Annotated in this window: 26 protein-coding genes and 1 other annotated feature (1 of these 27 cut by a window edge); of the genes, 5 read left to right on the forward strand and 21 right to left on the reverse strand. The window is 37.7% G+C overall.

The window, feature by feature from the left end; translation table 11 throughout:
* Window positions 1-57: a binding site (T-box leader), on the reverse strand (it extends 170 nt beyond the left edge of the window).
* Between the two features lie 107 nt (window positions 58-164).
* From QUF49_RS13900 to QUF49_RS13930, 7 genes are all read right to left on the reverse strand, one after another.
* The gene (locus QUF49_RS13900) at window positions 165-584 is read right to left on the reverse strand and encodes a flavoprotein (protein ID WP_289496223.1); all 420 of its coding nucleotides are present in this window, start codon (window positions 582-584) and stop codon (window positions 165-167) included.
* 1 nt (window position 585) lies between these two features.
* Window positions 586-1,098, reverse strand: a complete 513-nt coding sequence (locus QUF49_RS13905) for a GNAT family N-acetyltransferase (protein WP_289496224.1) — start codon at window positions 1,096-1,098, stop codon at window positions 586-588.
* A 118-nt stretch (window positions 1,099-1,216) separates the two neighbouring features.
* Entirely contained in the window at window positions 1,217-1,750 is a 534-nt protein-coding gene (locus QUF49_RS13910; protein WP_289496225.1) for a dihydrofolate reductase family protein, read from the reverse strand.
* Between the two features lie 59 nt (window positions 1,751-1,809).
* The gene (locus QUF49_RS13915; RefSeq protein WP_289496226.1) at window positions 1,810-3,987 is read right to left on the reverse strand and encodes an FUSC family protein; all 2,178 of its coding nucleotides are present in this window, start codon (window positions 3,985-3,987) and stop codon (window positions 1,810-1,812) included.
* A 511-nt stretch (window positions 3,988-4,498) separates the two neighbouring features.
* A complete protein-coding gene (locus QUF49_RS13920; protein WP_289496228.1) occupies window positions 4,499-5,125 on the reverse strand; it encodes a pyridoxamine 5'-phosphate oxidase family protein in 627 nt (208 codons plus the stop codon).
* 16 nt (window positions 5,126-5,141) lie between these two features.
* On the reverse strand, window positions 5,142-5,432 hold the full coding sequence (locus tag QUF49_RS13925; RefSeq protein WP_289496229.1) for a hypothetical protein: 291 nt from the start codon (window positions 5,430-5,432) through the stop codon (window positions 5,142-5,144).
* Between the two features lie 28 nt (window positions 5,433-5,460).
* Complete coding sequence (locus tag QUF49_RS13930) at window positions 5,461-6,180, reverse strand: hypothetical protein (protein WP_289496230.1); 720 nt, start codon at window positions 6,178-6,180, stop codon at window positions 5,461-5,463.
* Between the two features lie 178 nt (window positions 6,181-6,358).
* Between QUF49_RS13930 and QUF49_RS13935 the strand changes: the two genes are divergently transcribed.
* Window positions 6,359-6,676, forward strand: a complete 318-nt coding sequence (locus QUF49_RS13935; protein ID WP_289496231.1) for a hypothetical protein — start codon at window positions 6,359-6,361, stop codon at window positions 6,674-6,676.
* A 176-nt stretch (window positions 6,677-6,852) separates the two neighbouring features.
* On the opposite strand, the gene QUF49_RS13940 is transcribed toward QUF49_RS13935, so the two are convergent.
* Entirely contained in the window at window positions 6,853-8,118 is a 1,266-nt protein-coding gene (locus QUF49_RS13940) for an MDR family MFS transporter (RefSeq protein WP_289496232.1), read from the reverse strand.
* 103 nt (window positions 8,119-8,221) lie between these two features.
* Here QUF49_RS13940 and QUF49_RS13945 point away from each other — a divergent pair, with 103 nt between their 5' ends.
* Window positions 8,222-9,877, forward strand: a complete 1,656-nt coding sequence (locus tag QUF49_RS13945; RefSeq protein WP_289496233.1) for an ABC transporter substrate-binding protein — start codon at window positions 8,222-8,224, stop codon at window positions 9,875-9,877.
* A 46-nt stretch (window positions 9,878-9,923) separates the two neighbouring features.
* Here QUF49_RS13945 and QUF49_RS13950 read toward each other — a convergent pair whose 3' ends face one another.
* The 9 genes from QUF49_RS13950 to QUF49_RS13990 form a co-directional block, all read right to left on the reverse strand.
* Window positions 9,924-10,235, reverse strand: coding sequence for a hypothetical protein (locus QUF49_RS13950; RefSeq protein ID WP_289496234.1), 312 nt, complete (start codon window positions 10,233-10,235; stop codon window positions 9,924-9,926).
* Window positions 10,220-11,263, reverse strand: a complete 1,044-nt coding sequence (locus tag QUF49_RS13955; RefSeq protein WP_289496235.1) for an anti-sigma factor — start codon at window positions 11,261-11,263, stop codon at window positions 10,220-10,222. Before QUF49_RS13955 ends, QUF49_RS13950 begins: the two co-directional genes overlap by 16 nt.
* On the reverse strand, window positions 11,256-11,753 hold the full coding sequence (locus QUF49_RS13960) for a sigma-70 family RNA polymerase sigma factor (RefSeq protein WP_289496236.1): 498 nt from the start codon (window positions 11,751-11,753) through the stop codon (window positions 11,256-11,258). The genes QUF49_RS13955 and QUF49_RS13960 overlap by 8 nt, the downstream gene beginning before the upstream one ends.
* 83 nt (window positions 11,754-11,836) lie before the next feature.
* Window positions 11,837-12,211 carry a DUF5662 family protein gene (locus tag QUF49_RS13965; RefSeq protein WP_289496237.1) on the reverse strand — a complete coding sequence of 125 codons (375 nt, stop codon included), beginning with the start codon at window positions 12,209-12,211 and terminating at the stop codon, window positions 11,837-11,839.
* 296 nt (window positions 12,212-12,507) lie between these two features.
* Window positions 12,508-12,792, reverse strand: a complete 285-nt coding sequence (locus QUF49_RS13970) for a hypothetical protein (RefSeq protein WP_289496238.1) — start codon at window positions 12,790-12,792, stop codon at window positions 12,508-12,510.
* Between the two features lie 170 nt (window positions 12,793-12,962).
* The gene (locus QUF49_RS13975; RefSeq protein WP_289496239.1) at window positions 12,963-13,226 is read right to left on the reverse strand and encodes a type II toxin-antitoxin system RelE family toxin; all 264 of its coding nucleotides are present in this window, start codon (window positions 13,224-13,226) and stop codon (window positions 12,963-12,965) included.
* Complete coding sequence (locus tag QUF49_RS13980) at window positions 13,219-13,467, reverse strand: hypothetical protein (RefSeq protein WP_289496240.1); 249 nt, start codon at window positions 13,465-13,467, stop codon at window positions 13,219-13,221. Before QUF49_RS13980 ends, QUF49_RS13975 begins: the two co-directional genes overlap by 8 nt.
* 103 nt (window positions 13,468-13,570) lie before the next feature.
* Window positions 13,571-14,482 carry an aminoglycoside phosphotransferase family protein gene (locus QUF49_RS13985; RefSeq protein ID WP_289496241.1) on the reverse strand — a complete coding sequence of 304 codons (912 nt, stop codon included), beginning with the start codon at window positions 14,480-14,482 and terminating at the stop codon, window positions 13,571-13,573.
* A 12-nt stretch (window positions 14,483-14,494) separates the two neighbouring features.
* A complete protein-coding gene (locus QUF49_RS13990; protein WP_289496243.1) occupies window positions 14,495-15,268 on the reverse strand; it encodes a serine hydrolase in 774 nt (257 codons plus the stop codon).
* 159 nt (window positions 15,269-15,427) lie between these two features.
* On the opposite strand from QUF49_RS13990, the gene QUF49_RS13995 reads away from it, so the two are divergent.
* A complete protein-coding gene (locus QUF49_RS13995; RefSeq protein ID WP_289496244.1) occupies window positions 15,428-16,363 on the forward strand; it encodes a sigma-70 family RNA polymerase sigma factor in 936 nt (311 codons plus the stop codon).
* Between the two features lie 45 nt (window positions 16,364-16,408).
* On the opposite strand, the gene QUF49_RS14000 is transcribed toward QUF49_RS13995, so the two are convergent.
* Together QUF49_RS14000 and QUF49_RS14005 are read right to left on the reverse strand one after the other, a co-directional pair.
* A complete protein-coding gene (locus tag QUF49_RS14000; protein WP_289496245.1) occupies window positions 16,409-17,629 on the reverse strand; it encodes an MFS transporter in 1,221 nt (406 codons plus the stop codon).
* A gap of 166 nt (window positions 17,630-17,795) precedes the next feature.
* Entirely contained in the window at window positions 17,796-18,356 is a 561-nt protein-coding gene (locus QUF49_RS14005; RefSeq protein WP_289496246.1) for an AAA family ATPase, read from the reverse strand.
* An 86-nt stretch (window positions 18,357-18,442) separates the two neighbouring features.
* Here QUF49_RS14005 and QUF49_RS14010 point away from each other — a divergent pair, with 86 nt between their 5' ends.
* Entirely contained in the window at window positions 18,443-18,877 is a 435-nt protein-coding gene (locus QUF49_RS14010) for an NUDIX hydrolase (RefSeq protein ID WP_289496247.1), read from the forward strand.
* On the forward strand, window positions 18,874-19,185 hold the full coding sequence (locus tag QUF49_RS14015) for a hypothetical protein (RefSeq protein ID WP_289496248.1): 312 nt from the start codon (window positions 18,874-18,876) through the stop codon (window positions 19,183-19,185). The genes QUF49_RS14010 and QUF49_RS14015 overlap by 4 nt, the downstream gene beginning before the upstream one ends.
* 40 nt (window positions 19,186-19,225) lie before the next feature.
* Here QUF49_RS14015 and QUF49_RS14020 read toward each other — a convergent pair whose 3' ends face one another.
* Both QUF49_RS14020 and QUF49_RS14025 read right to left on the reverse strand, forming a co-directional pair.
* Complete coding sequence (locus tag QUF49_RS14020) at window positions 19,226-19,480, reverse strand: hypothetical protein (RefSeq protein WP_289496249.1); 255 nt, start codon at window positions 19,478-19,480, stop codon at window positions 19,226-19,228.
* The gene (locus QUF49_RS14025) at window positions 19,477-19,800 is read right to left on the reverse strand and encodes a hypothetical protein (RefSeq protein ID WP_289496251.1); all 324 of its coding nucleotides are present in this window, start codon (window positions 19,798-19,800) and stop codon (window positions 19,477-19,479) included. The genes QUF49_RS14020 and QUF49_RS14025 overlap by 4 nt, the downstream gene beginning before the upstream one ends.
* Between the last annotated feature and the right edge of the window lie 9 nt (window positions 19,801-19,809).

Here is a 19,809-nt window from a genome sequence, read left to right on the forward strand (position 1 = left end):
TTCAGCAGCTCTCTAAACAACAGACTTTTCCTTACTGCTCCTAATCAAAGCGTTTATCCTATGCATGGAAAACTTTTACTTATCATAGGTTTTTTAGAAAATTATGTCAAGGGTTTATTTATAATTACCCTCAAAGGTTAAACCCTCCCCCAATCAATGAATCTTTAAATTCTGTTTAGTTCAAAACATTCCATTTTTTCAGATGGTAATCCCGCTTCAATATAGCTTCTGATCAACTTCCATTTCCCATCTTTCCATCTAAATGTTATAAAGAATAAGTTTGCGGTCTCTAGTTGTCTGTCATCAATAATTAAGGAAGCCCAGAGAATCGCTAATACTTCATTTTCTCTTAAAGGAATAACTCCAACCTCTTTTAGAATCCACTGTGCATTTTGCTCTTGCAACTGATTAAAGGCTTGACTCCATCCTTCAATGGATTCAGCATATTCAAAATCAACAATATCCTGATCTCTAATTTCCCGTGCTTGATAATCGAGCGATAGAACTTCTTTAATTCCAGCAATAGATGAGTTTCTCCAGCTTTCTTTAAATTCTTTATAAAATATCTGAAAAGAACTTAACATATTACCTCCTACTTAAATGCTTTATGTATTTGCTATGATTATCGGTTTCTCCTAAATATTCAAAACCATGATCTCGATAAAATTGGTTCAGCTTTACGTTATCTGCCACACAATCTAATTTAATAAACTGCTTTCCGTCCCCAAGATTTTCATGAATCCAGCGCAAAATTTCTTTGCCTATTCCCTGATTCATATACTGCGGCCGTACTGCTAATCGATGTAAATACAGGGAATCAGAAGCTTCTTCCTTCCCGAAAATATGCTGATCCCACTCACTTTGCTCGGGTGATAATGTAAATGTAGCTATCATCATGTCATCACTTAAAACTTTATAAGTATGTTTTTGCTGGATGGCTCGCTTAATTTCTTCGTCATCACCGCCTTCAAGCAGATAACTCCATTGATTAATTTCGTTATCTTTCATCCATTGAGCCAGTTCTTTTAAAAAACTAATCACTTCTTCATAATCATCAGAAGATGCTTTGTGAACGACAAATTGCTTCAATTGACTCACTGTAACACCTCTCATTCTAGTTCTTAATAAACTAATTTCTTTTCAGATGTAAACATTCCTTCCTATTATTTCTATATACATAACAAAAGCAGCAACCCTTAACAAGTTGCTGCTCATTTTAAATGGTTTTATAAGTCACTTGTACCAACCCAGACTCAAACGCTCTGCTCTCAACTAACTCCAACTTGCTTTCCGCTTCTGTTTCTTTAAACAATCGTATACCTTTTCCAAGCATGATCGGAATGAAGGATATTACGTATTCATCAATTACATTTAGTGATTTCAGTTCTCTTACAACCTCTGCTCCTCCATCAATAAAAATGTTCTTGCCTTCTCTGCTTTTTAGTTTCTGTATTAGTTCTTTCAGATCTCCACCATAAAACTCAACGTTATCATCATGTCCTGTTTTTGTTCTGGAAATTACATAACATTTCTTATCCTTGTGAGGAAATTCAATTCCAAAGGATAAGACTTTGTCATACGTTTTCCGACCCATAATAATCGTGTCCACTGATTCAATAAATGTTTCGTATCCGTAATCTTCACCCGGACGTTCAACCATTGATAACCAGTCAATATCCTCATTTTCTTTTGCTATAAATCCATCAACACTTGCCGCAATATATAAAATCACATTACGCTTTTTATTCATTTTGACAACTCCTTTCCATCTTCTTTCATATTGGTAAAACGAAAGGACGGGAGTATCTTCTACTCATTCCCTCCTCCTAGTTCATAACCTAACTCCACAATGGATCGATTAATTCGCCATACATAATAAAGGTGATGGACTAAATCACGATTAGACTGTTTTCGGCTCGGTGCAAGTCTTTCGATCATTTCGCGTTCTTCTTCTAATGAATGAAGAACACCATCTGTTTCATTTCCTTTCACGAGTTCAGATAACGAATCAATATTTTCTTTCAGTTTTTTCTCAATTTGTATAAACACCTCAACGAGCTCGTCTGGATACTCAAATCCCTTTCGGTAAGCCGAAGCAACGAGATGCCTTGCATAATAGTTGATCGCAGCAAGCATCGTCATCCATCTAACCATATCCGAATAGATTGGTGATCCGCGACGCTGCAGGAATGATTGTGCTTCGTCTCTTATCACCTGAAGCTTTTGATCCAGCTGAAACGCACTTTCAGAAAGATCCTTCACATTCACATCTTCTCTAAAGCCTCTAACATACTCTGTCACAAAAGGGGACAGTTCACCTAAAAAATCACCGATGGATTCAGCAACTTTGTCCTTTGTTTTCTTTGGAAAAATGATGTAAGAAACCCCTAATGCGATGGCAGCACCTGCAATCGTATCAAGCACACGCGCCCCAATCAGAGTAAGTGTAATACCACCTAATAAAAGATCATACATAAAAGCAATCAGCATTGTGATAAACACACTCATTAACGTATAAGAAACGGTTAACAAATAAAAAGCTAAAAAAACGACCACAAAAAGAAAGATAACCTCTATTACAGTCTGACCAGATAGGAGTTTGGCAAGAGCAAATCCCACTACTGCACCGATAATCGTACCTAAAGAACGCTGGTAGCCTTTTGTATAGATTCGTCCGATTGATTCCGTCCCAAGCAGCACAACAAATGCCGTAAGTAGAACCCAATACGGCTGTGTCGGCGATATGATCAAGCCGACGATGATTGAAATAATACCTGCGACCAATGCTTGATACGCTTTTTTGGTGGACGGTTTCAGGGCTTTATCCTGCTCTGATGCTGATTCATCATTCTCCGTATTTTCTTCAGACACTTCATCAGCCTTGTTTAGGGCTTGATGAGAATGAAGAGATTGCTGGATGCTAACAGCTCCTTCAATGACATGGTTCGCAATGGATTCGATTCGGCGAATGAGATAAATCCATCCTTTTGGCGGCTCTTCACGTTCAAACAGCTCCATTATTAATAAACGCAGCTGCTGAACCGCTTTTTCTGCTGGTTGTAAATTTTGTTCTTTTACGTTTGGTGCAAGCACTTCCGCGTCACGTACCGCCTCTGTCACAGAAATCAACAACTGCTTGATTTCTTCCACTTCCAGGGCATCCGCCCTCTTAAGCCCTCGAACAGATTCAATCAGTGTCTCAATCAGCATTCCTGTATCAAAAACATACAACCGCAGCTGATTCGGCAGCAAGCCTGGCCAAAGCTTATGAACGTCGTCCGCGTTAATGTAGCCTGATACGATCAGCGCATACTCTCTTAGTTTCAAGACATTCTTTTCTAACTCTTTTTTACGCATAGGGTCAGTCTTTTTATCCACCATCGCTTCAATTAAAAGGTTAAGTGTTAAATTGCTCTGAATATGAAAGGATCTGATGCTGCTTTTAAGGTTCTTTGCGGTATCTTGAAACAGAAAGAAATTAAAGATAAAGGCATAGATTACACCAAGCCAAACACCAATATAAAACCATGGCAGTTGTCCACTTGATAACTGTAAAACAGAAGAAAAATATACGGTCATAAAGAAAATCATGAAGAGGGAAAAATAGCGTGTACCAAATCTTGAGAAATAAAAACTGCTAAAGACACTCAGAATTAGGACCACATCAATGTAATACGCATGTCCCGCAACAATGGAACCGATTGTAATTCCGAGCATGGCGGAAATTCCGAGCAGTACTGTCGTAACCTTCATTTGTTTTTTCGTATCATCCATAACGACCATGATCCCCATCAAACCAAGCATTCCTGAGACAATGGCAGGGGTGATGCCGCCTGAATGGCCTGTATAGCGCATGATGAGAAGTGTTGAAAAAATGGACAGTATCAAGCTAGCAGTTGCTCTACCCGCTTTTTGCAACCGAACATATCCAGGGTCAGACGCCATCAGCCTCGCTAGCCAACGGTGTTTTCTATGTAGTTGTCGCACTGTCTCACCCCCCATTTTTATAAAACTATAATTTTCAATAATAGCATGTGTCATACCGTATACCAAGCGAACAGCTTACTTAAAAGGCAGAACCTCCAAGCTACAGTATTTCCGAATTCTTATACTTTTCTTCATTTCTGTTTAACTGTCTCTCTCGCCTTTCACTGGTCTTTTTACAACTTACACTTGATTGAAGTGTAAGGTCCGTGCCTATAACATGAAAAACTTCTTGGAAGGCTTGCGACGAGAAAATCACTTCGAGCATTTACAAGTAGACGCATTGTCTTCTTTGAACAGTTGGTTGGAGTGAAAGGTGTGAGACTCCTGCGGGACAGGCTGGCAGGTGAGACACTTATACGTGAAACGTACGAATGTGGCTCACCGCCTGCCCTGCGGAAAGCGAGCAACTGAAACGGAAATCAACCACTTCCAAAAGCAACAAAGTTTGAAAGAAGAGCATTTTAAAAAGTCCGTATACAAAAAAGACCTGAATATACTCAGGTCCCTCGTGTTAATAAAGTCTATTCTTATAGCCTTCCTCAAGATCAGCGATAATTCTTCCCTCTGTCATCTCGGGCATGTTGACGTGTGCAGCTAAAATTTTTGCAGCACTTGGTAAATCTTCTTTGCTGCTCCAGCTCTCTGGCTCCCAAAGACCTGAACGCTTAAAGGCTTTTGCACAATGCATATAACATTGTTCCACTTTTACCAAGATACCAAGCTGTGGCGATTTTCCATTCACGGCCATCTTGTTTAATATTTCTTCGTCTTTAATAATAGCTGCTTCTCCATTAATACGAAGCGTTTCACCCATGCCAGGTATGATAAACAGCAAGCCGATTTTAGGATTAGAAAGAATGTTGAACATCGAATCGACCCTCTTATTGCCTGGACGATCAGGAATGATAAGGTGCTGATCATCTAGAATGTAAACAAATCCAGGTGCATCTCCTCTTGGTGAACTATCACAGTTTCCTTCAGCATCTGATGTGGATAGGACAAGAAAAGGAGATTTTGAGATATAGTCCCTGCAATGTCCATCAATTGTGGCGATTACCTTGTTTTGTCCTCTAAGGCTTGGACTTCCAAGCATTTCTCTTAGCTCTTCTTGACTTTTGACTTGGTTCATCGTTTTCATTACAAACCCCATCCCCTTATTTACGTAAAGCATCTCCCGCTCTGTGCGCTACTTCTTTTTTTACATAAATATCGTATTGTGTGTTGTCGACAATAGGTCTTTCTCTAGCTCCCAACCCTTGCATAGGAATTCTGACCTTGAACTTTACGCCACCGCTGTTCAATTTAGAGATCACCTTAAAGTAGTTCTCTTGTCCGAATGCCGTGTAAATAAGCTTCATATTTCGATAACGATATCTTTGAATCAATGAACCTATTATGATTCCACCTAACACGATCGCAACGAACAGCCATCCTATTGTTGGCATCTCACACAGCACCTTTCTGCATTAGAGATTAGTGACTTGAATTTTCTAACGAAGAACCACTTCTATCCACTCGATAAGAGACCCACCAATGACCATCTTCAATATTTGTTCTCGTTTCTTTAAAGGTGACAATATAAACTTCATCACCTACTTCTTTGACATGAGTTTCTCTTGTAACAGGTCCTTCCGTAACCTTACCTGGCTGATCAGGAAAACGATCATCGTAACTACCACCACCTGAAACGAATTCAATTGCATCTTCTTCTGTAAACGGAGGTGGTTCAGGTGATATAAGTGTTAACACACCCCAGATAGCAGCATATACACTTAATGGGACTATGAGAAACAATCGCAAACGTTTTTTGTTTCTTGTTCTAGAAAGAATCCACCGATCAATAACAGCATAAAAAAGTGCCGTCATTACGCCATAAACGGCTAAAATTGGGGATTCAATCAATACCAATCCAAATATGCCATGAAGAAATATAAACACCCACGTATTCACTGTAAACCACTTGTTTAATACAAATTCAATGATTAACGAAACGATATTTCCGTAAACGAGTATGATTAATCCTCCATAGATCCCAACAGCCATTGTAGATAATGCAAATCCCATTCCATAGTGCACTTCATTCGATTGAAATGTTGAATCCCCCGTATCCATTAATGCAGCCATCATTAACATAAGTGCAAAAGTTGAAGTAATTGTAGCTAATATCTTTCTCTCTAATAAATTTTCTTGCATATAACCGTTATCCTTCCCTTTAGATTCCCACTTTTCGTTTCTAAGCCAATCATAATTCTATGGAAAAATTTAGTCAACGCATGAAAATACCCCCATAAATGAGCGTCTCATTATAAATAGTGTATAGAGTACATAAAAAAGAAATGACAGAAGAACGAACTCTGTAAGGAGGCAAAACATGGAGCCGTATGTAAAAGATGCTCTGCTTGAATGGAAAGATGAGATCGAGCAACAAAAGAAAGAAATTGATGAAGAGTACGAGAAAGTAAAAACAGAACTCCAACTCTATTCTTATAAATTCGGTATCACCAAACAAGTCATTCAATCTACCATTAATGAAGAAATGATTAAGAATATCAAAAAAACATATCAGCAGCCGTTCGAGGAAAAGTACAACGAACTGAAACAACAGCTGAAGAAGCTGGAAGAAAAACGAAGCGTCTTTAACATGTTTGTTGAAAAGATCGAGATTGCTTCTGTAAAAGAACCGAATTAGTTTTACTGGGATAAGCTTGGAGTTGATTCCGAGCTTTTTCTTCTGTACTACGTCTATAAAAAACGGATAAGAAATTTTATCCGCGGAATTATATTTGTTTACCGTGGAATTATTATCAATTACCTTACAACTCAAAAAAGGAATGATCTCAAAGTAGTTGAGTCATCCCTTTCCTTTTACTTCGCTACTGGTGTAGCAACTTCATTCTTCCCTACTTTTTCCAAAACCCGCTCTCTCACGAACAATCCTGTATACATGAAGAACGCGCCGATCATGATTACGACTCCCATATACACAGACATCATCACAGGAACCAAGAACGCTCCGAGAATAATCGTTGAACGTGCCAGCATATCTGCTCCGCTAAAAGAAACGTTAGCAAATGCGGAATACGAACCACGCTTATCACTTGGTATCATGTTTGCCTTCTCCGCTTCTTTTATTGGAGAATAGATCAACTCGCCCATCGTCGCGATGATGTTAAACAAAAGTAAGATGTACCACGTATTAGCAGAAGTAACCGTCACATAGCCGATTCCATATAAAAGAAGTCCAATCAGCAACGCATTCTTTTTGTTTAACCTGTCCGTTATTCGGTTGATCAGGAACGTGAAACATACAACCATAAGCATGTTTTGGATATTCAGCATACTGAGCATACGTACTCCGCTAATTTCAAAATTTCCGATATGAAAAGAATCGAACGTTTCTGCCAGTCTGATTCCGATATAACTGTTCAGCGTGAATTCAGCTGAAAAGATAAACGTTCCACCGATTACGACTTTTACAAAAGCGGAATCTTGTAAAGCCACTTTGTAGTTTTGAAATAAATCCATAAACACATTCGCGTGCTTTTTTTCTAAAAATCCGCTGAACTCGTCACGCAGCCAGATTCCATATGCGATCGGAATACTAATAGATGTCACAGTTAATAAGATAAATAACTCTTTCTGATGACTCACATATAGCAAACCGCCAAGTGCTGCACCGATTGCCATGGATAGGTTCACCATCCAGTAATCGAGCGTGTATACTTCTTTTCTGTTTTCAGGCGTTGTTGAATCCATAATAATTGCGTGCATCGCTGGTCTGCCAAGGCTGCTTGTCACGATAAACCCAATATAAGCAGCAGCGAAAAGCATAATCCATTTTTGATCTGGAAACACACTCAGAGTCATAAGCAAGAACATAACGGCGCTTAAACAAGAAGTCGTCATTAACACTTTCTTTCGTGGAAAGCGGTCAGATATGTAACCACCGATTAGATTTACAATAAATCCAATAACAACTGTTAAGATTAAGAACGTTCCTGCCCATACTTTGTTCTTTTCTTGAGCGAAAAATAAGGCCATAAACGGCATAACGGCCGATGAAACGGCGCGGTTAAAGAACGATGTGATCAACCGAACTTTAATGTTTTGGGGGTAATCTTTCCATCCCATATTGTCCCCTCCTTCTCTGTATTGTAATATTAAACTAGACTTAACAATCTAAAAATAGACATTTAAATGAAGTGTGTCTACTTTTATAGATAAGGAGATTTCAATGGATAATAAACTGCTTATTCTGTGGCGATATTTTTCATCTGGCAGCATTCGAACTGAAGAGATTGCCGAGGTACTTCAGATCAGTCAGAAACAAACGACACGCTACTTAAAAAAGTGGACAGATGATGGGTGGCTTAATTTCACTTCAGGCCGCGGAAGAGGAAACGTCTCAAAGCTCGAATGGCTGAAGGATGTAGAAGATATTTTTGAAGAGAATGTACTAAGATTAATAGATTCAGAACCTGTGGAGAAAAGCAGTAAATACTTAATGTTCGATTGGTCTACTGATACAAAAATGCGGTTGATGAACAAATTCCATTCTCATTTCGGATTTGTTCAAAAGACTGAAGACAAGTTAGTTGTACCTAAGCGTTATCCCTTTCGAACGATTCACCCGTTAGAAGCAGCAGATGCGCACAGTGCTCATATGGTTGCAAACGTGTTTAACCGCCTTGTTTTCCTTACCGATCAGGGGGAAATTCTGCCTGAACTCGCACACAGCTGGGATGTTACACCTACTAAACTGCGACTCTACTTAAGAAAAGACGTTAACTTTCATGATGGATCAATCTTAACAGCTGATGATGTGGTGACTTGTTTAGAAAAGCTGCGGATTCATGAGCAGAACAAAGAGCTATGGTCTCCCGTAGAAGAGGTCTATGCAAAGTCAACGCTCGTGGTTGATATCCTTTTTCCAGGAGGCTGCAGCTACATTCTTCCGTTGTTAAGCACAATGACCGCGAGCATCTATAAAGAAAATAAAGGTCGTCTTTATGGAACGGGGAGCTTCATGTTAGAAGAAAACACCGATCAAAAGACAACGTTAACCGCATTTATAGAACATTTCCAAGAACGGCCATTGTTAGATGCTGTAGAGTTTGTTCAAGTTCCAAAAGAATTTCCGATCGTCTATCACTCAACACTTGAACCAGAGAATTCAGATACATTTCAAGTAGAAAGTGATTCTGGTTTTGGCGTGCTCATCATGAATGCGTATCGCGAAGGGTCTCAGATTGCTCGAAAAGAAGTTCGGCAATACATTCATCAATTGATTAACTCGTACCGACATAGAATTCAAGAATATGAGCCTCGAGCAACACCAAATGATAACAGCTGTCTAATTGGACAGGACCAACAAATTTCTATGACAGAGATTGAGCGTCCGGTGTTCACAGAACCACTCATTGTTAGAGTCGCGGATCACACGGAAAAGACAACCCGTTGGTTAATGGATACGCTCGAGCAAGACAACATTCCCTTCGAAATAAAAAGGATGTCTTTTGAAGAAACGATTTTTAATAGAGAGGAAAGTCAAGACGTTGATCTATTTATTCATGGTGAAATCTTTGAGTTGAACCAAGACCTTTCGTTTTATTTCTTTTTAACAAACGGGTTTGCTCCATTGCCAATCATCTTAGGAAAGAATCAGAAGTGGCAAGAACGCCTAAGCCAATATATACATACACCCTTTGAAAAATGGACAGAGCTAAACGTTGCACTTGAAAAGAAATTGATCGAAGAAGCCATCATGATTCCACTGTATTATGAAAAACGATTCATCCCTTTTTCAACGGAGCTTATGAACGTGAACATCAAGCATTTTGGTTATGTGGATTTTTCGAAGCTGTGGGTTCGGCCGACGATAGAAGAATGAGAATATAAAAAAATGACCTGAAATGTGAATTCAGGTCATTTGAATTTTAAGGTTTAGCATTAATGGACCATGCAAGCACGAACATCAATCCTATAAACACGTATATAAAAAGATTCAAGCCAATTCCCCACCATGCATACAACCTTGATCGATTTTTCGTAAATAATCCTATTACGCCAAGAATTACTCCTAGAAATGGCAATGAAAACAGTAGAAATTCAGGTAAATCCATTGGTTCAATAAGTAGTACTATATTTAATACGGCAAGTACCATCAGTCCAATCGAAAATGAGATGAACCCAGTTAATGTCTGTAGTTTTCTTCGATTCTCGGTTTTCTTATTCATTTCCAATTCCATAGTTTCACCTCACCTACCTTTAATGCGCGAATTTCTTTAACTTGCTCTAACTTTCTTAATTCTGGAGTCGGGCCGGTAATAACCGCTCCATAAATGTTGATTCCATTGTCTTTTAAATAGTTTCGACGTTCTTTTATTTCGAGTGATTTTGCTGTAGAAACCATTTCAGCCGTCTGTTCATTTTTCTCGAGCAAGGATAAAATATCCATAAATACTTCCTCATTGGTTTGGTCTCTGCCGTTAAAAGGAGACCAAGTGGTTGTATCAATTTGAGCTGGGTAGCCGATCGGTGTAATCGGCACACCTTCACCGTCAACTTGTTTTGCTTCTAGTCCCGTATCCACAGCCAGCCAACGAATCTCGATCTCTTTAGGGAAGAGGTTATTTAGATCATCTGATTTCATTAATTCAGAAAGCGAAATATACGCTTCAGCAACAGTACCATCCGGAAGCTGTTGCAAGATACTCCATTCATCATTCATATGATAAGGAACTTCTGCTTCTGGATGAAACATCTTTTGTGACTCTTTTAAAAATTCATCACCATAGCCCTTTGGAGGAAATTTTTCTAGAAAAGAAATCCTTTTTGGTTGTGAAGGTGTATCCAGTCCGAAGTAAACATCTACATTCTCTGCCTTATAATCCTCTTGACCAATGCGTTTATAGGTATCAAACAAGATGTGCATTGAAAACAAACCGATATCGCTCTCTATTTCCATTTCTTCCAGACTAATATTCGGTTCGGTAACATACAGCGTTTTACCAACAACATCAATCAACTTATTCGCTTTACCTCCGAATCCATAGTACATGTAGGTCATCAATGTCATGACGGGCATAATCAAAAGCAATATAGCTAAGCTGACCATTATGGTTGTATTACGAGCTGTATTTCGGCCAACATTAATAATTTTTCTCTGCTCCTCTTCTGAAAGGGCATGTGATTCCTTAAAGTCCTGCTTACTGTTCATTAAATACGCTTTATAGAGCTCTTCATCTTTTCCTTTATCGTTTTTATTATCAGTCATCTCTGTACATCCTTTCCTTTACTCTTTCCATCAACTTTTTACGTCCTCTAAGAATATGGCTCTTAAATGTGTTCACCTTTAATTCAAGAACATCTGCAGCTTCTTGATAAGAAAGTTCATGCAGGTCGCATAACAAAACAGCTTGCTTTTCTATTTCTTTTAATTGATTTAAGTCCTCAAGCAATAGACTAAAAGATTCCTTTTCTACGATTTTTTTCTCTGGCGTATCCGAGTTGGCTTCAATACTTTGCCTGATTTCGTCAGCAAGTATTGTTCGTTTATTTTTCCTTTGATAATCAATAAAAGCGTGATACGCAACTTTAAACAACCATGCTTTAATATTGCTAATCTCGTAATCCGCTAATGTTAGGTATGCCTTGTAAAAAGCTTCTTGCATCAAATCTTCCGCAACATAGTGATCCTTTGAAAGAGAATATAAATAGCGGTATAAATCATTCATATAAAGTTTATAAACATCCTCAAGCTGCACTACCGCTCCCCCTTTCACATCATCCACGTTTTAACCATAAGAAAAGTTGCAAAATTTTACAATTAATTTCAAATAAAAAATGCTCAGATTTTTTCCTGAGCATTCATGGGTTTAAACGTTTCAATCAATTTTTTACACTCTTCCCTTGTCTTGGGATGGAGAATCACTTTTTCAGTCATCAAATTCAAAATAAGCCGTTCTGAAATGTTAGTGTCTGTTCTTTTACTTCCCCAATGTCTCGTTAATGAACGATAGTCGCAAATCATTTCAAGCAAGTATTTTGTCGGTATAGGCACAGCTTCTCTCTTAACTTGATCAACAACCCAATAATTCCAATGATGTTTATTATGGTGCTGATGATGCAGCCAGGCTATCTGCCATTCCACCTCATCCACTTTCTTGTTTGAATAAAACTTTCTGGCATACGGAAAGAACTCAACAGGGTGAAACTTGGACAAATCATGAGTGAAGGCTTGTACGTAGAGCCTTCATTCCAGCATTCTATAAAAACATTAAGTTTGTGCTCAATTATGTATAGAAGGTACTTCCAATAGGTCGACAAGGTTTTTCACCCCCTAGCTAAATAGTTTGTCTGTAAAATAAATTAAGATCGACAGGACAATTAGTTCCACGGAAAGAATATAAACTCTTCTTAATACAGTCCCTCTGTATCTTTCTCTTTCAAAAAGAAAAAGAAAAAATACAAATGCTGCGGCTGTAAAAAAGCTATTTAGAATGGTCAAATCGTTTTCTCCTAGCTCCCAATATAAGTTATCACGATAATAAAGAGGAAAATCACAATAAAATATGAGCCAGATCCAATCACTTTGTTCTTATCGCCTAGTAACATATCAAATAACGCATCACAGACTCTAAAAATAACCATGATTCCTAAAATAAGCAGTATAAAAAGTAAAGGGCTGTTTCTTATTACTGCAAAATCTACAAATTGAAGGACTGAAAATACAACTAAGAGACTCAACAGTTCTCCAATGTTATTTTTGCCGCGTTTAAAGAAAAAGCGTTTTAAATATTTCATTGTCCTACCTTCCATCTAAATCGCATTAAAATTCTAACCTCTGCTTCTAATTCAACTTTTAATACCATTGTATTATGCAGAGTATACTTACCATTCTTGATAATGAAGAATTAATCCTCCTTTATCGCACATAAAAGAGGCCTTCATTTTAAAGACCTCTGATATAAGTTTTATTTGTAAATATCACCTCTACTACCTGCTGCAATAATAAAAATTATAAGCTCATTTTCAATTATTTCATATAATATTCTCAAATCTCCAATTCTCAAACGAAAAGCACTGTCAACACCTTCTAGTGAACAAATATCAAGATTACCTCTCTGATATGGATTCTCGGCTAAGGTGAGCAGTGCTTTTTCAATTCTTTTTTTAGTTGGCTTGTCTTGCTTTTTAATATACTTAACGGCTTGTTTGGAGTAATGAAGTTCATACATAATCGTCTTCTCCAAACACCTCTTCATGAGTATAAGATTCTCCATTGGATATTTCTTTCTTTGCCTTCTTTAAAGCCTCTAGTTCTTCATAGGTAGGTTTTTCAATGGGAAACCCATTATCATCCACATTACTTTTATTATTCTTCATATTCCGCATTGTTTTAATGACTTCTGACACATCTTCTTCTTTTAATTCATCAAGCAACTTGTGAGCTAGCTTTCGAAGATCTTTTGTCGCCATAGCTTCACCTCCACATTACTTTACTTTATTATATTATATCCATAATTTCTACGTCACTTATCAGCATCAATACATGTTCGTTTTGTTTACCTTATCTTTTCTACTATCGTAAGTTGTATGTATCACACAGGTTTCTAAACAGTTGAATGGTACTAAAAAAGTTCTCGCTGTAATTCCCATCTTCCACTGTCCAGCACGTTGCTAATACAGCATGAGAATACGCTCTTAACAAAACTCTCTCTTTGTCTAAGTTCAATTTCTCTACGAAAATATCAATTCGTTTTTCTGTAATCTCTTCCACATCATTTTCTGGCAGTTTATTGAGAAGATATTGAACTACTTCATATTCAGGGTCGCCAATCAACCCCTTCGGATCAATCGCAACCCATGACTCGCCATTTTTCAAAATGTTGTAATGATGAAGATCACCATGAAGCAAATACTGCATTTCAATTGAGCCATTTAGACGTGCAAAAATGTGTAGCGCCTCTTCAATAGTCTCTTTAGGGATGGGACCATAACCGTTAATATGATTTCTGTAAATTCTTTTTAAGCTATTTTCTCGATCTACAACTGTTGGAAGATTTGAGTGAAGTGGTGCTGGAACGATTAATTCCTTCATGACGTTTGCAGCAATTTGTGTGGCCTCTTCATCATCCTCCACTTCAGCTAACGTATGCCCAGGGCTCAATCGCTCTAGAATCATAATGCCTTGTTCTGCTTCATATTCCAACACTTTAACTGCGCTTTTGCTTGCCATATGCTGAAGCGCTTTTAGTTCAGTTTCAAATTCATGACTGGAAAGTACGATTTTCACGACTACTTCTTTACCATCTTTTCGGACAGCAGGAGCGACAAAATTGTAAGAAAGGTCAAAAGGTTCTTGAATGTGAAGATGATAGCGCTTTTCGCAATTAGCAATCAACTGTTCAAAATTCTCCAGCCATTCTGAAGCTTTGTCTCCGTGAATCCCTGTTATCGTCTTAATAAATGTTTCAGGAAGTATTCCGTTCATTCCATTTCCCCTTTAGATAATTACTTTTCTTTGATTGTTGTATTCTTTGTACAGCAACTTCATAGACTCTACTATTCTTTCATCTGAATAGGTGTCTGTATAACGATTAGGAAGACCACTTGCACCTAGTACATAGAGAAAAGGATGTTGATTAAACTCCCCTAGCAGTCCGATATCCACTACCAGATTATCTAAGCCCCCACTCATATGATTCAAAAAATGGTTTGGAATACCTTCAAGGTGATCTATAGGACGTACAAGCCCATTCACAACGGGTTTCCAAATTTCGGGGTCTGCTTGATAACCTGTGTAGATCGTACTCAATATATTTAGCACTTGTCCAACTTCACCTTTATTTTCTAAGTCCCTTGGATTTGGTGTAATATGTATATTGTTAAAATTCCTACTAATCTCATGATTTATCTTTTCCCATCCACCGCAATATGTAACAATACTGTCGGCAGCCCTACTATCGTGACAAGCAATCATAACTTCAACAAGATCACCTAAAGAAATAGAAGCTCTACCTTGGAAATGCGGATAATGAACAGCGCTATCTTCTTCTGGATCAAGTTGATACTGCTCAATCATTTCATTCCAATGGTACATACCGTTTTCTACCCATCTAGCCACGCAATATCCAACAAGTAATTTAGCCGCTGAAGCTAAAGAAACAATTAATTCAGGGTTTAATGAAGCCACAATTTTTTGTTTTTTAGTTGAATAAATGATTATACCTACTTGATCTGTTTTGACAGTTTTTAAAGTATCGACTACTTTTTGCACATAATTCACTCCTTCATAATTCACAACTGTAACATTTATCCAATTTAACCATACCACAATTCCCTTTTTACTTTTTTAAAATTTTTCTTTAAAAGCGTATAATTATCGGTACAGATTTCGTCGTATATAGTGAACGGTAAAATGAAGGGAGTTTTCAACTTGTCGCAATCAACAACCAAAACACTGCACGCTCTGTCTATTGAACTTCGCCAAAGATTTGATGAAGAGATTCGTGATTTCAGTGACGGCTTATGGAAATATTGCCGATATCTCACCGGTTCCCCATGGGATGGTGAGGACTTGTTCCAAGAAACAATGCTTAAAGCCCTCGGAGGTTTATATACAAGATGGCAACCTACAAATCTCAAGTCCTATCTTTATCGTACTGCCACGAATGCATGGATTGATTATTGCAGAAAAGAAAAGCGATCGCTCGGTGTTTTAGGTGAAGAACATGAACCGATTGAAGAATTTTCGGACAGCCTGGACTTAGAAGAAGCACTTGAAAAGCTATATGAACTTTTTACACCAAGGCAGACTGCTGTATTTTTATTAATGGAGATCTTTCGCTTTAAAGCTGAAGAAGTGGCGAGCATTGTTAAGACTACACCTGGCGCTGTTTATGCTACAACTCGAAGAATGAAAACAAAACTTAAAGAAAATAAGCATGATGACATAAAATACAAGCCTAAAAATGCACCACAAAAATCCAAGGTTATTCAAGCTTACCTGAACGCATTTAACGATGGTGACATAGAAGGAATGCTATCACTCATCAGTGATCATGCACATTACGAAGCATCATTAGGATTTTTAGAAGTTAACAAGGACGAGATTCGCGAGGGGTCTCTTGCTTATGGTCTGCCTGGTCATCATGCTATCCAGTCACTATTATGGGGGAAACCAGTTATCGTGGTACTTGCGGAATTAGATCAGTGTCCTCAGGTTCATGACATTCAATATCAGGAAGTTGAAAACGGAAAAATCGTCTACCACAGAAGTTTTTTCTTTAGAAAAGAGTTCATTGTCGCTGCTTCAAAAGAATTAGGGTACGCACCACAGTTAAACAAGCCACCATTGAATTGGACAGAGTAATAGAATAATAAAAAGGAGCTCTAAGCTCCTTTTTACTAAGTAACTTTACGCGCTATGTTGCATTTTTTCATTTTTCATAAATAACTTCTTATCTTTAAACGCCAAAACACTAACGATTAAAAGTAATATTCCCGAAAGAAAATATACGCTTCTTACACCCAAGAAATCGGATAGGACTCCCATGAATAAAGAAGCAAACCCAAATACACCTGTTGAAACAGTGCCTATAGATGTATAAACAGTGGCTAGATGTTCATTTGGGACGCTAGTTTGTATAACTGTTTGTTGAGGAATGTTCTTTAATTGTCCAAAAAAGCCGATCAGGGCTGACAACATCAATGCAAATACTGCGTTGCTAGTCATGCTAAAGATCACAGTTAAAATGCAAGCCATACTCGCTCCTGCAACTATGAAGACATTTCGATTTTTATCTACGTACTGGGGAAATCTCACACATACTATACTCCCTATAACTAATCCGATAAAAAAAGAACCGTTTAGAAATCCCCACCATTGCTCTCCAGCTCTTAATGCTTTATCGACAAAGACGTACATTACCGCTGCAATCCAAACGGCACCTGCGATGGTTTCAAAAAATTCCATTTGCACTAAAGTTTTTAACACTGGGGTATGCCTAATCGTTCGCCACCCTTGCGTTAATAAATCCCAATTATTTTCTTGTCGTTCCGTCTGGTGTTTCACCTTTTTAAGGAATATTAAAATACAGCTAGCTATTGCAAATAAAGAAACTACAATCCAGATTAAATGGTTTGGGTTAATTACAAGTAATAGTAAACTCCCAAAGAACCACGTTCCTATTTGAATGGACTGCGTAATTGTTTCCGCTAATCCATTTGCTTGGATTAAATTCTCTTCCTTTACGTAATATGGAATCAATGCTTGCCGAACTGGATTTGCACATCCATCAAGTAGCGCAATTCCTCCAATTATCAAAAAGGTGATGTAATAGTTGGATAGGTTAAGACTTGTTATCATAAAAAAACCTAAACTCAATAAGAGAAGAGTCTTTCCAATCTGTGACCATAACAAAATTGCTTTCAAGTTAACTCTTCCAATAATTAAAGGTGTCAGAATACTGGAGATAAACATAGCAAATGTAACCGTAAATGGTACGAATGCTGAAACAGCTGCCGACTCGGTTAATGTGTATAAGGCACTGATTAAAGCGACAATATACAAAACATCCCCAATATTTACTAATGACTGACCTAATAAAAGAAAAAGAAAACTACGATTTTTATTCAAGTTAATCCCCCGTTTTTATGCTTTATTTGTTTACTTATAAAAACGGTTTGGTTAAATTGGCTTATTGATCATGAAAATAATGCTCCTTTTTAAAAATGAAAGAGATGAAAAACAGGGGGACATCGTTTTTCCACTTTCCATTTGTACTTTTACTATTCTTTTTTATTTATAAACCAAACACTTCTTTAATTTGTGCAGCCACTTGCTCTGGACTCAAGCGTGTATTGTTAACCCGCAGGTAGTTTTTCTTTTGAATCTCCCCTTCATGGGAGTTCAACCGATATTTATCCATAGATGTTTTTAGGTCATTCTCCGACCACACAACATTCCGTTTCGTTGGTTTGTGTTGTAGTCGATGAGGTGTGATGTTTCTTTCAAGTCTAGTTTCTAGATCCGCCTCTAGTTCTACAAAGTAAACCTCTGCACCTTCTTTCTCAAACACCTGACACACACCCTCAACAAAATCCCAATCAGCTTGGTAGTTGAATGCCCAAACATAAGTAAAAATCATGCCATATTGGTCACTTTTGGCAAACGCTTCAAAAATTTCAGAACGAAATAAGTTTACCAACCTTCTGCCTTCTTTTGATCCATAATCGAAAAAAGGAGTCACCAGATCAATGGTCATATGATTGTGAAAGAGTTTTAAATCGGTCAGCTTCTCTAATTCGTGACCCACTGTCATTTTCCCTACTGCTTGTGGTCCGAATAATAATACTAGCTTCATAGGTTCACCCCAAAATAATAAAAATCTATATCTCAATATGCTACTATGAAAAAGAAAAATATTCCATAAGAATTGGGGATTTAGAGATGAACCTAGAAAATGAGATTCATGTCGTCGTGAAAGGTGTAATCGTATCAGAGGCTAAAATGTTAATTGTAAAACGCTCAGCTGAAGACGAAATCGGGGCAGGAACATGGGAATTCCCAGGTGGGAAGATTGAGTTTGAAGAAGCGATTGAAGCTGCACTCATACGTGAAGTAAGTGAAGAAACTGGCCTTTCTGTAACGGTTGATCGTCTATTGTACGCTACAACCTTTTTTACAAAAGCTACGAGAAAAGTAGTTTTAATGACGTATTTATGTCAGTCCCCTTCATCTGATGTCTTGTTGTCTGAAGAACATTCGGATTATATGTGGGCGTCGGAAGAAGACGCTCGAAAAAAGCTTCCTACTGTTATGTTAGGTGAATTAGAAAAAGCACGTTTCCTGAAATTCCTGAAATGTTTATCGGTTAAACCATGAAAAAAAGGACTGAATTAAAAATTTCGCTAGCGCTCGTAATCATTTTTATCGTATTACACCTTTCCCCTCAACTTGCTTTACGTACTCACGTATTTGTTATGGGATACCCAATTAAAGCCATTGTTACTGAAATACAAGAAGATAAACTGGTAAATGGGAGTGATCGGCAAGAATTTGAGCGAGTCAACAAGAAGGTTTATCTCTTAACTGATCCTCCTATTGAAAAAGCCACACAAGGTGAACTCAGAAGATATACGGTAAAGAAAGTATGGTTGCTTTATTTTGCTGAGTTTCTGGGTGAAGGATAATATGCAAAAAGTTGGTCCCTTTAGAGACCAACTTTCACTATTATATTTGCGACTCAAGTAATTCGGCTAGATAGATTGAACCAAAAAATGCTGCTATGATCATTGAAACACCCAGCCAGATTGGCACAGTTTTCTTATCAAGACCTATTTTATATATTCCCCAGAGCAGAATACCTACTGTAACACCTGATAATAAAGCATATTGCCACACTTCCCAGGTATTTGGAATAAAAAATTTCATAATAGGACCAACAAGCATTATTAAAGCAAAGGTAATAGGGAAACGCAAAGTCATCGGTTAACGGCCTCCTTTTCACGCCCTTCTTTTAAAAGAAAAACAAACGTGTTTAAGGCAGATAACCCTACAATAGCCATCCACATATAAAATGAAACCTCGTCACCACCTAGGCCATAATCATCTACGATGTAACCTGAAGCGGTCAATGTAATCGTTGAAATGAGCAAACAAATAAATGTAATGCTGTAGAAACTGAATTGATTAAGAAGCTTATTCTTTCTCTGAATACTTACTGCTCCTAATACCAAGAAAAGAATAATAATAAATGCGATAAAAATCGGACGTAAGTAAATAAATTCTGGAAATGAATCATTCATGGTGTATCC

The organism is Fictibacillus sp. b24, from assembly GCF_030348825.1.
Classification (GTDB): domain Bacteria; phylum Bacillota; class Bacilli; order Bacillales; family Fictibacillaceae; genus Fictibacillus.

Bases quoted from the DNA above. Each gene is read 5' to 3' on its own strand.
- QUF49_RS13925 (WP_289496229.1), bottom strand. From the start codon at position 5,432: ATGCCAACAATAGGATGGCTGTTCGTTGCGATCGTGTTAGGTGGAATC.
- QUF49_RS14010 (WP_289496247.1), top strand. From the start codon at position 18,443: ATGAACCTAGAAAATGAGATTCATGTCGTCGTGAAAGGTGTAATCGTA.
- QUF49_RS13920 (WP_289496228.1), bottom strand. From the start codon at position 5,125: ATGAAAACGATGAACCAAGTCAAAAGTCAAGAAGAGCTAAGAGAAATG.
- QUF49_RS14020 (WP_289496249.1), bottom strand. From the start codon at position 19,480: ATGACTTTGCGTTTCCCTATTACCTTTGCTTTAATAATGCTTGTTGGT.
- QUF49_RS13985 (WP_289496241.1), bottom strand. From the start codon at position 14,482: ATGAACGGAATACTTCCTGAAACATTTATTAAGACGATAACAGGGATT.
- QUF49_RS14015 (WP_289496248.1), top strand. From the start codon at position 18,874: ATGAAAAAAAGGACTGAATTAAAAATTTCGCTAGCGCTCGTAATCATT.
- QUF49_RS13940 (WP_289496232.1), bottom strand. From the start codon at position 8,118: ATGGGATGGAAAGATTACCCCCAAAACATTAAAGTTCGGTTGATCACA.
- QUF49_RS13935 (WP_289496231.1), top strand. From the start codon at position 6,359: ATGGAGCCGTATGTAAAAGATGCTCTGCTTGAATGGAAAGATGAGATC.
- QUF49_RS14005 (WP_289496246.1), bottom strand. From the start codon at position 18,356: ATGAAGCTAGTATTATTATTCGGACCACAAGCAGTAGGGAAAATGACA.
- QUF49_RS13900 (WP_289496223.1), bottom strand. From the start codon at position 584: ATGTTAAGTTCTTTTCAGATATTTTATAAAGAATTTAAAGAAAGCTGG.
- QUF49_RS13945 (WP_289496233.1), top strand. From the start codon at position 8,222: ATGGATAATAAACTGCTTATTCTGTGGCGATATTTTTCATCTGGCAGC.
- QUF49_RS13975 (WP_289496239.1), bottom strand. From the start codon at position 13,226: ATGTATGAACTTCATTACTCCAAACAAGCCGTTAAGTATATTAAAAAG.
- QUF49_RS13955 (WP_289496235.1), bottom strand. From the start codon at position 11,263: ATGACTGATAATAAAAACGATAAAGGAAAAGATGAAGAGCTCTATAAA.
- QUF49_RS13970 (WP_289496238.1), bottom strand. From the start codon at position 12,792: ATGAAATATTTAAAACGCTTTTTCTTTAAACGCGGCAAAAATAACATT.
- QUF49_RS13980 (WP_289496240.1), bottom strand. From the start codon at position 13,467: ATGGCGACAAAAGATCTTCGAAAGCTAGCTCACAAGTTGCTTGATGAA.
- QUF49_RS13910 (WP_289496225.1), bottom strand. From the start codon at position 1,750: ATGAATAAAAAGCGTAATGTGATTTTATATATTGCGGCAAGTGTTGAT.
- QUF49_RS14025 (WP_289496251.1), bottom strand. From the start codon at position 19,800: ATGAATGATTCATTTCCAGAATTTATTTACTTACGTCCGATTTTTATC.
- QUF49_RS13930 (WP_289496230.1), bottom strand. From the start codon at position 6,180: ATGCAAGAAAATTTATTAGAGAGAAAGATATTAGCTACAATTACTTCA.
- QUF49_RS13950 (WP_289496234.1), bottom strand. From the start codon at position 10,235: ATGGAATTGGAAATGAATAAGAAAACCGAGAATCGAAGAAAACTACAG.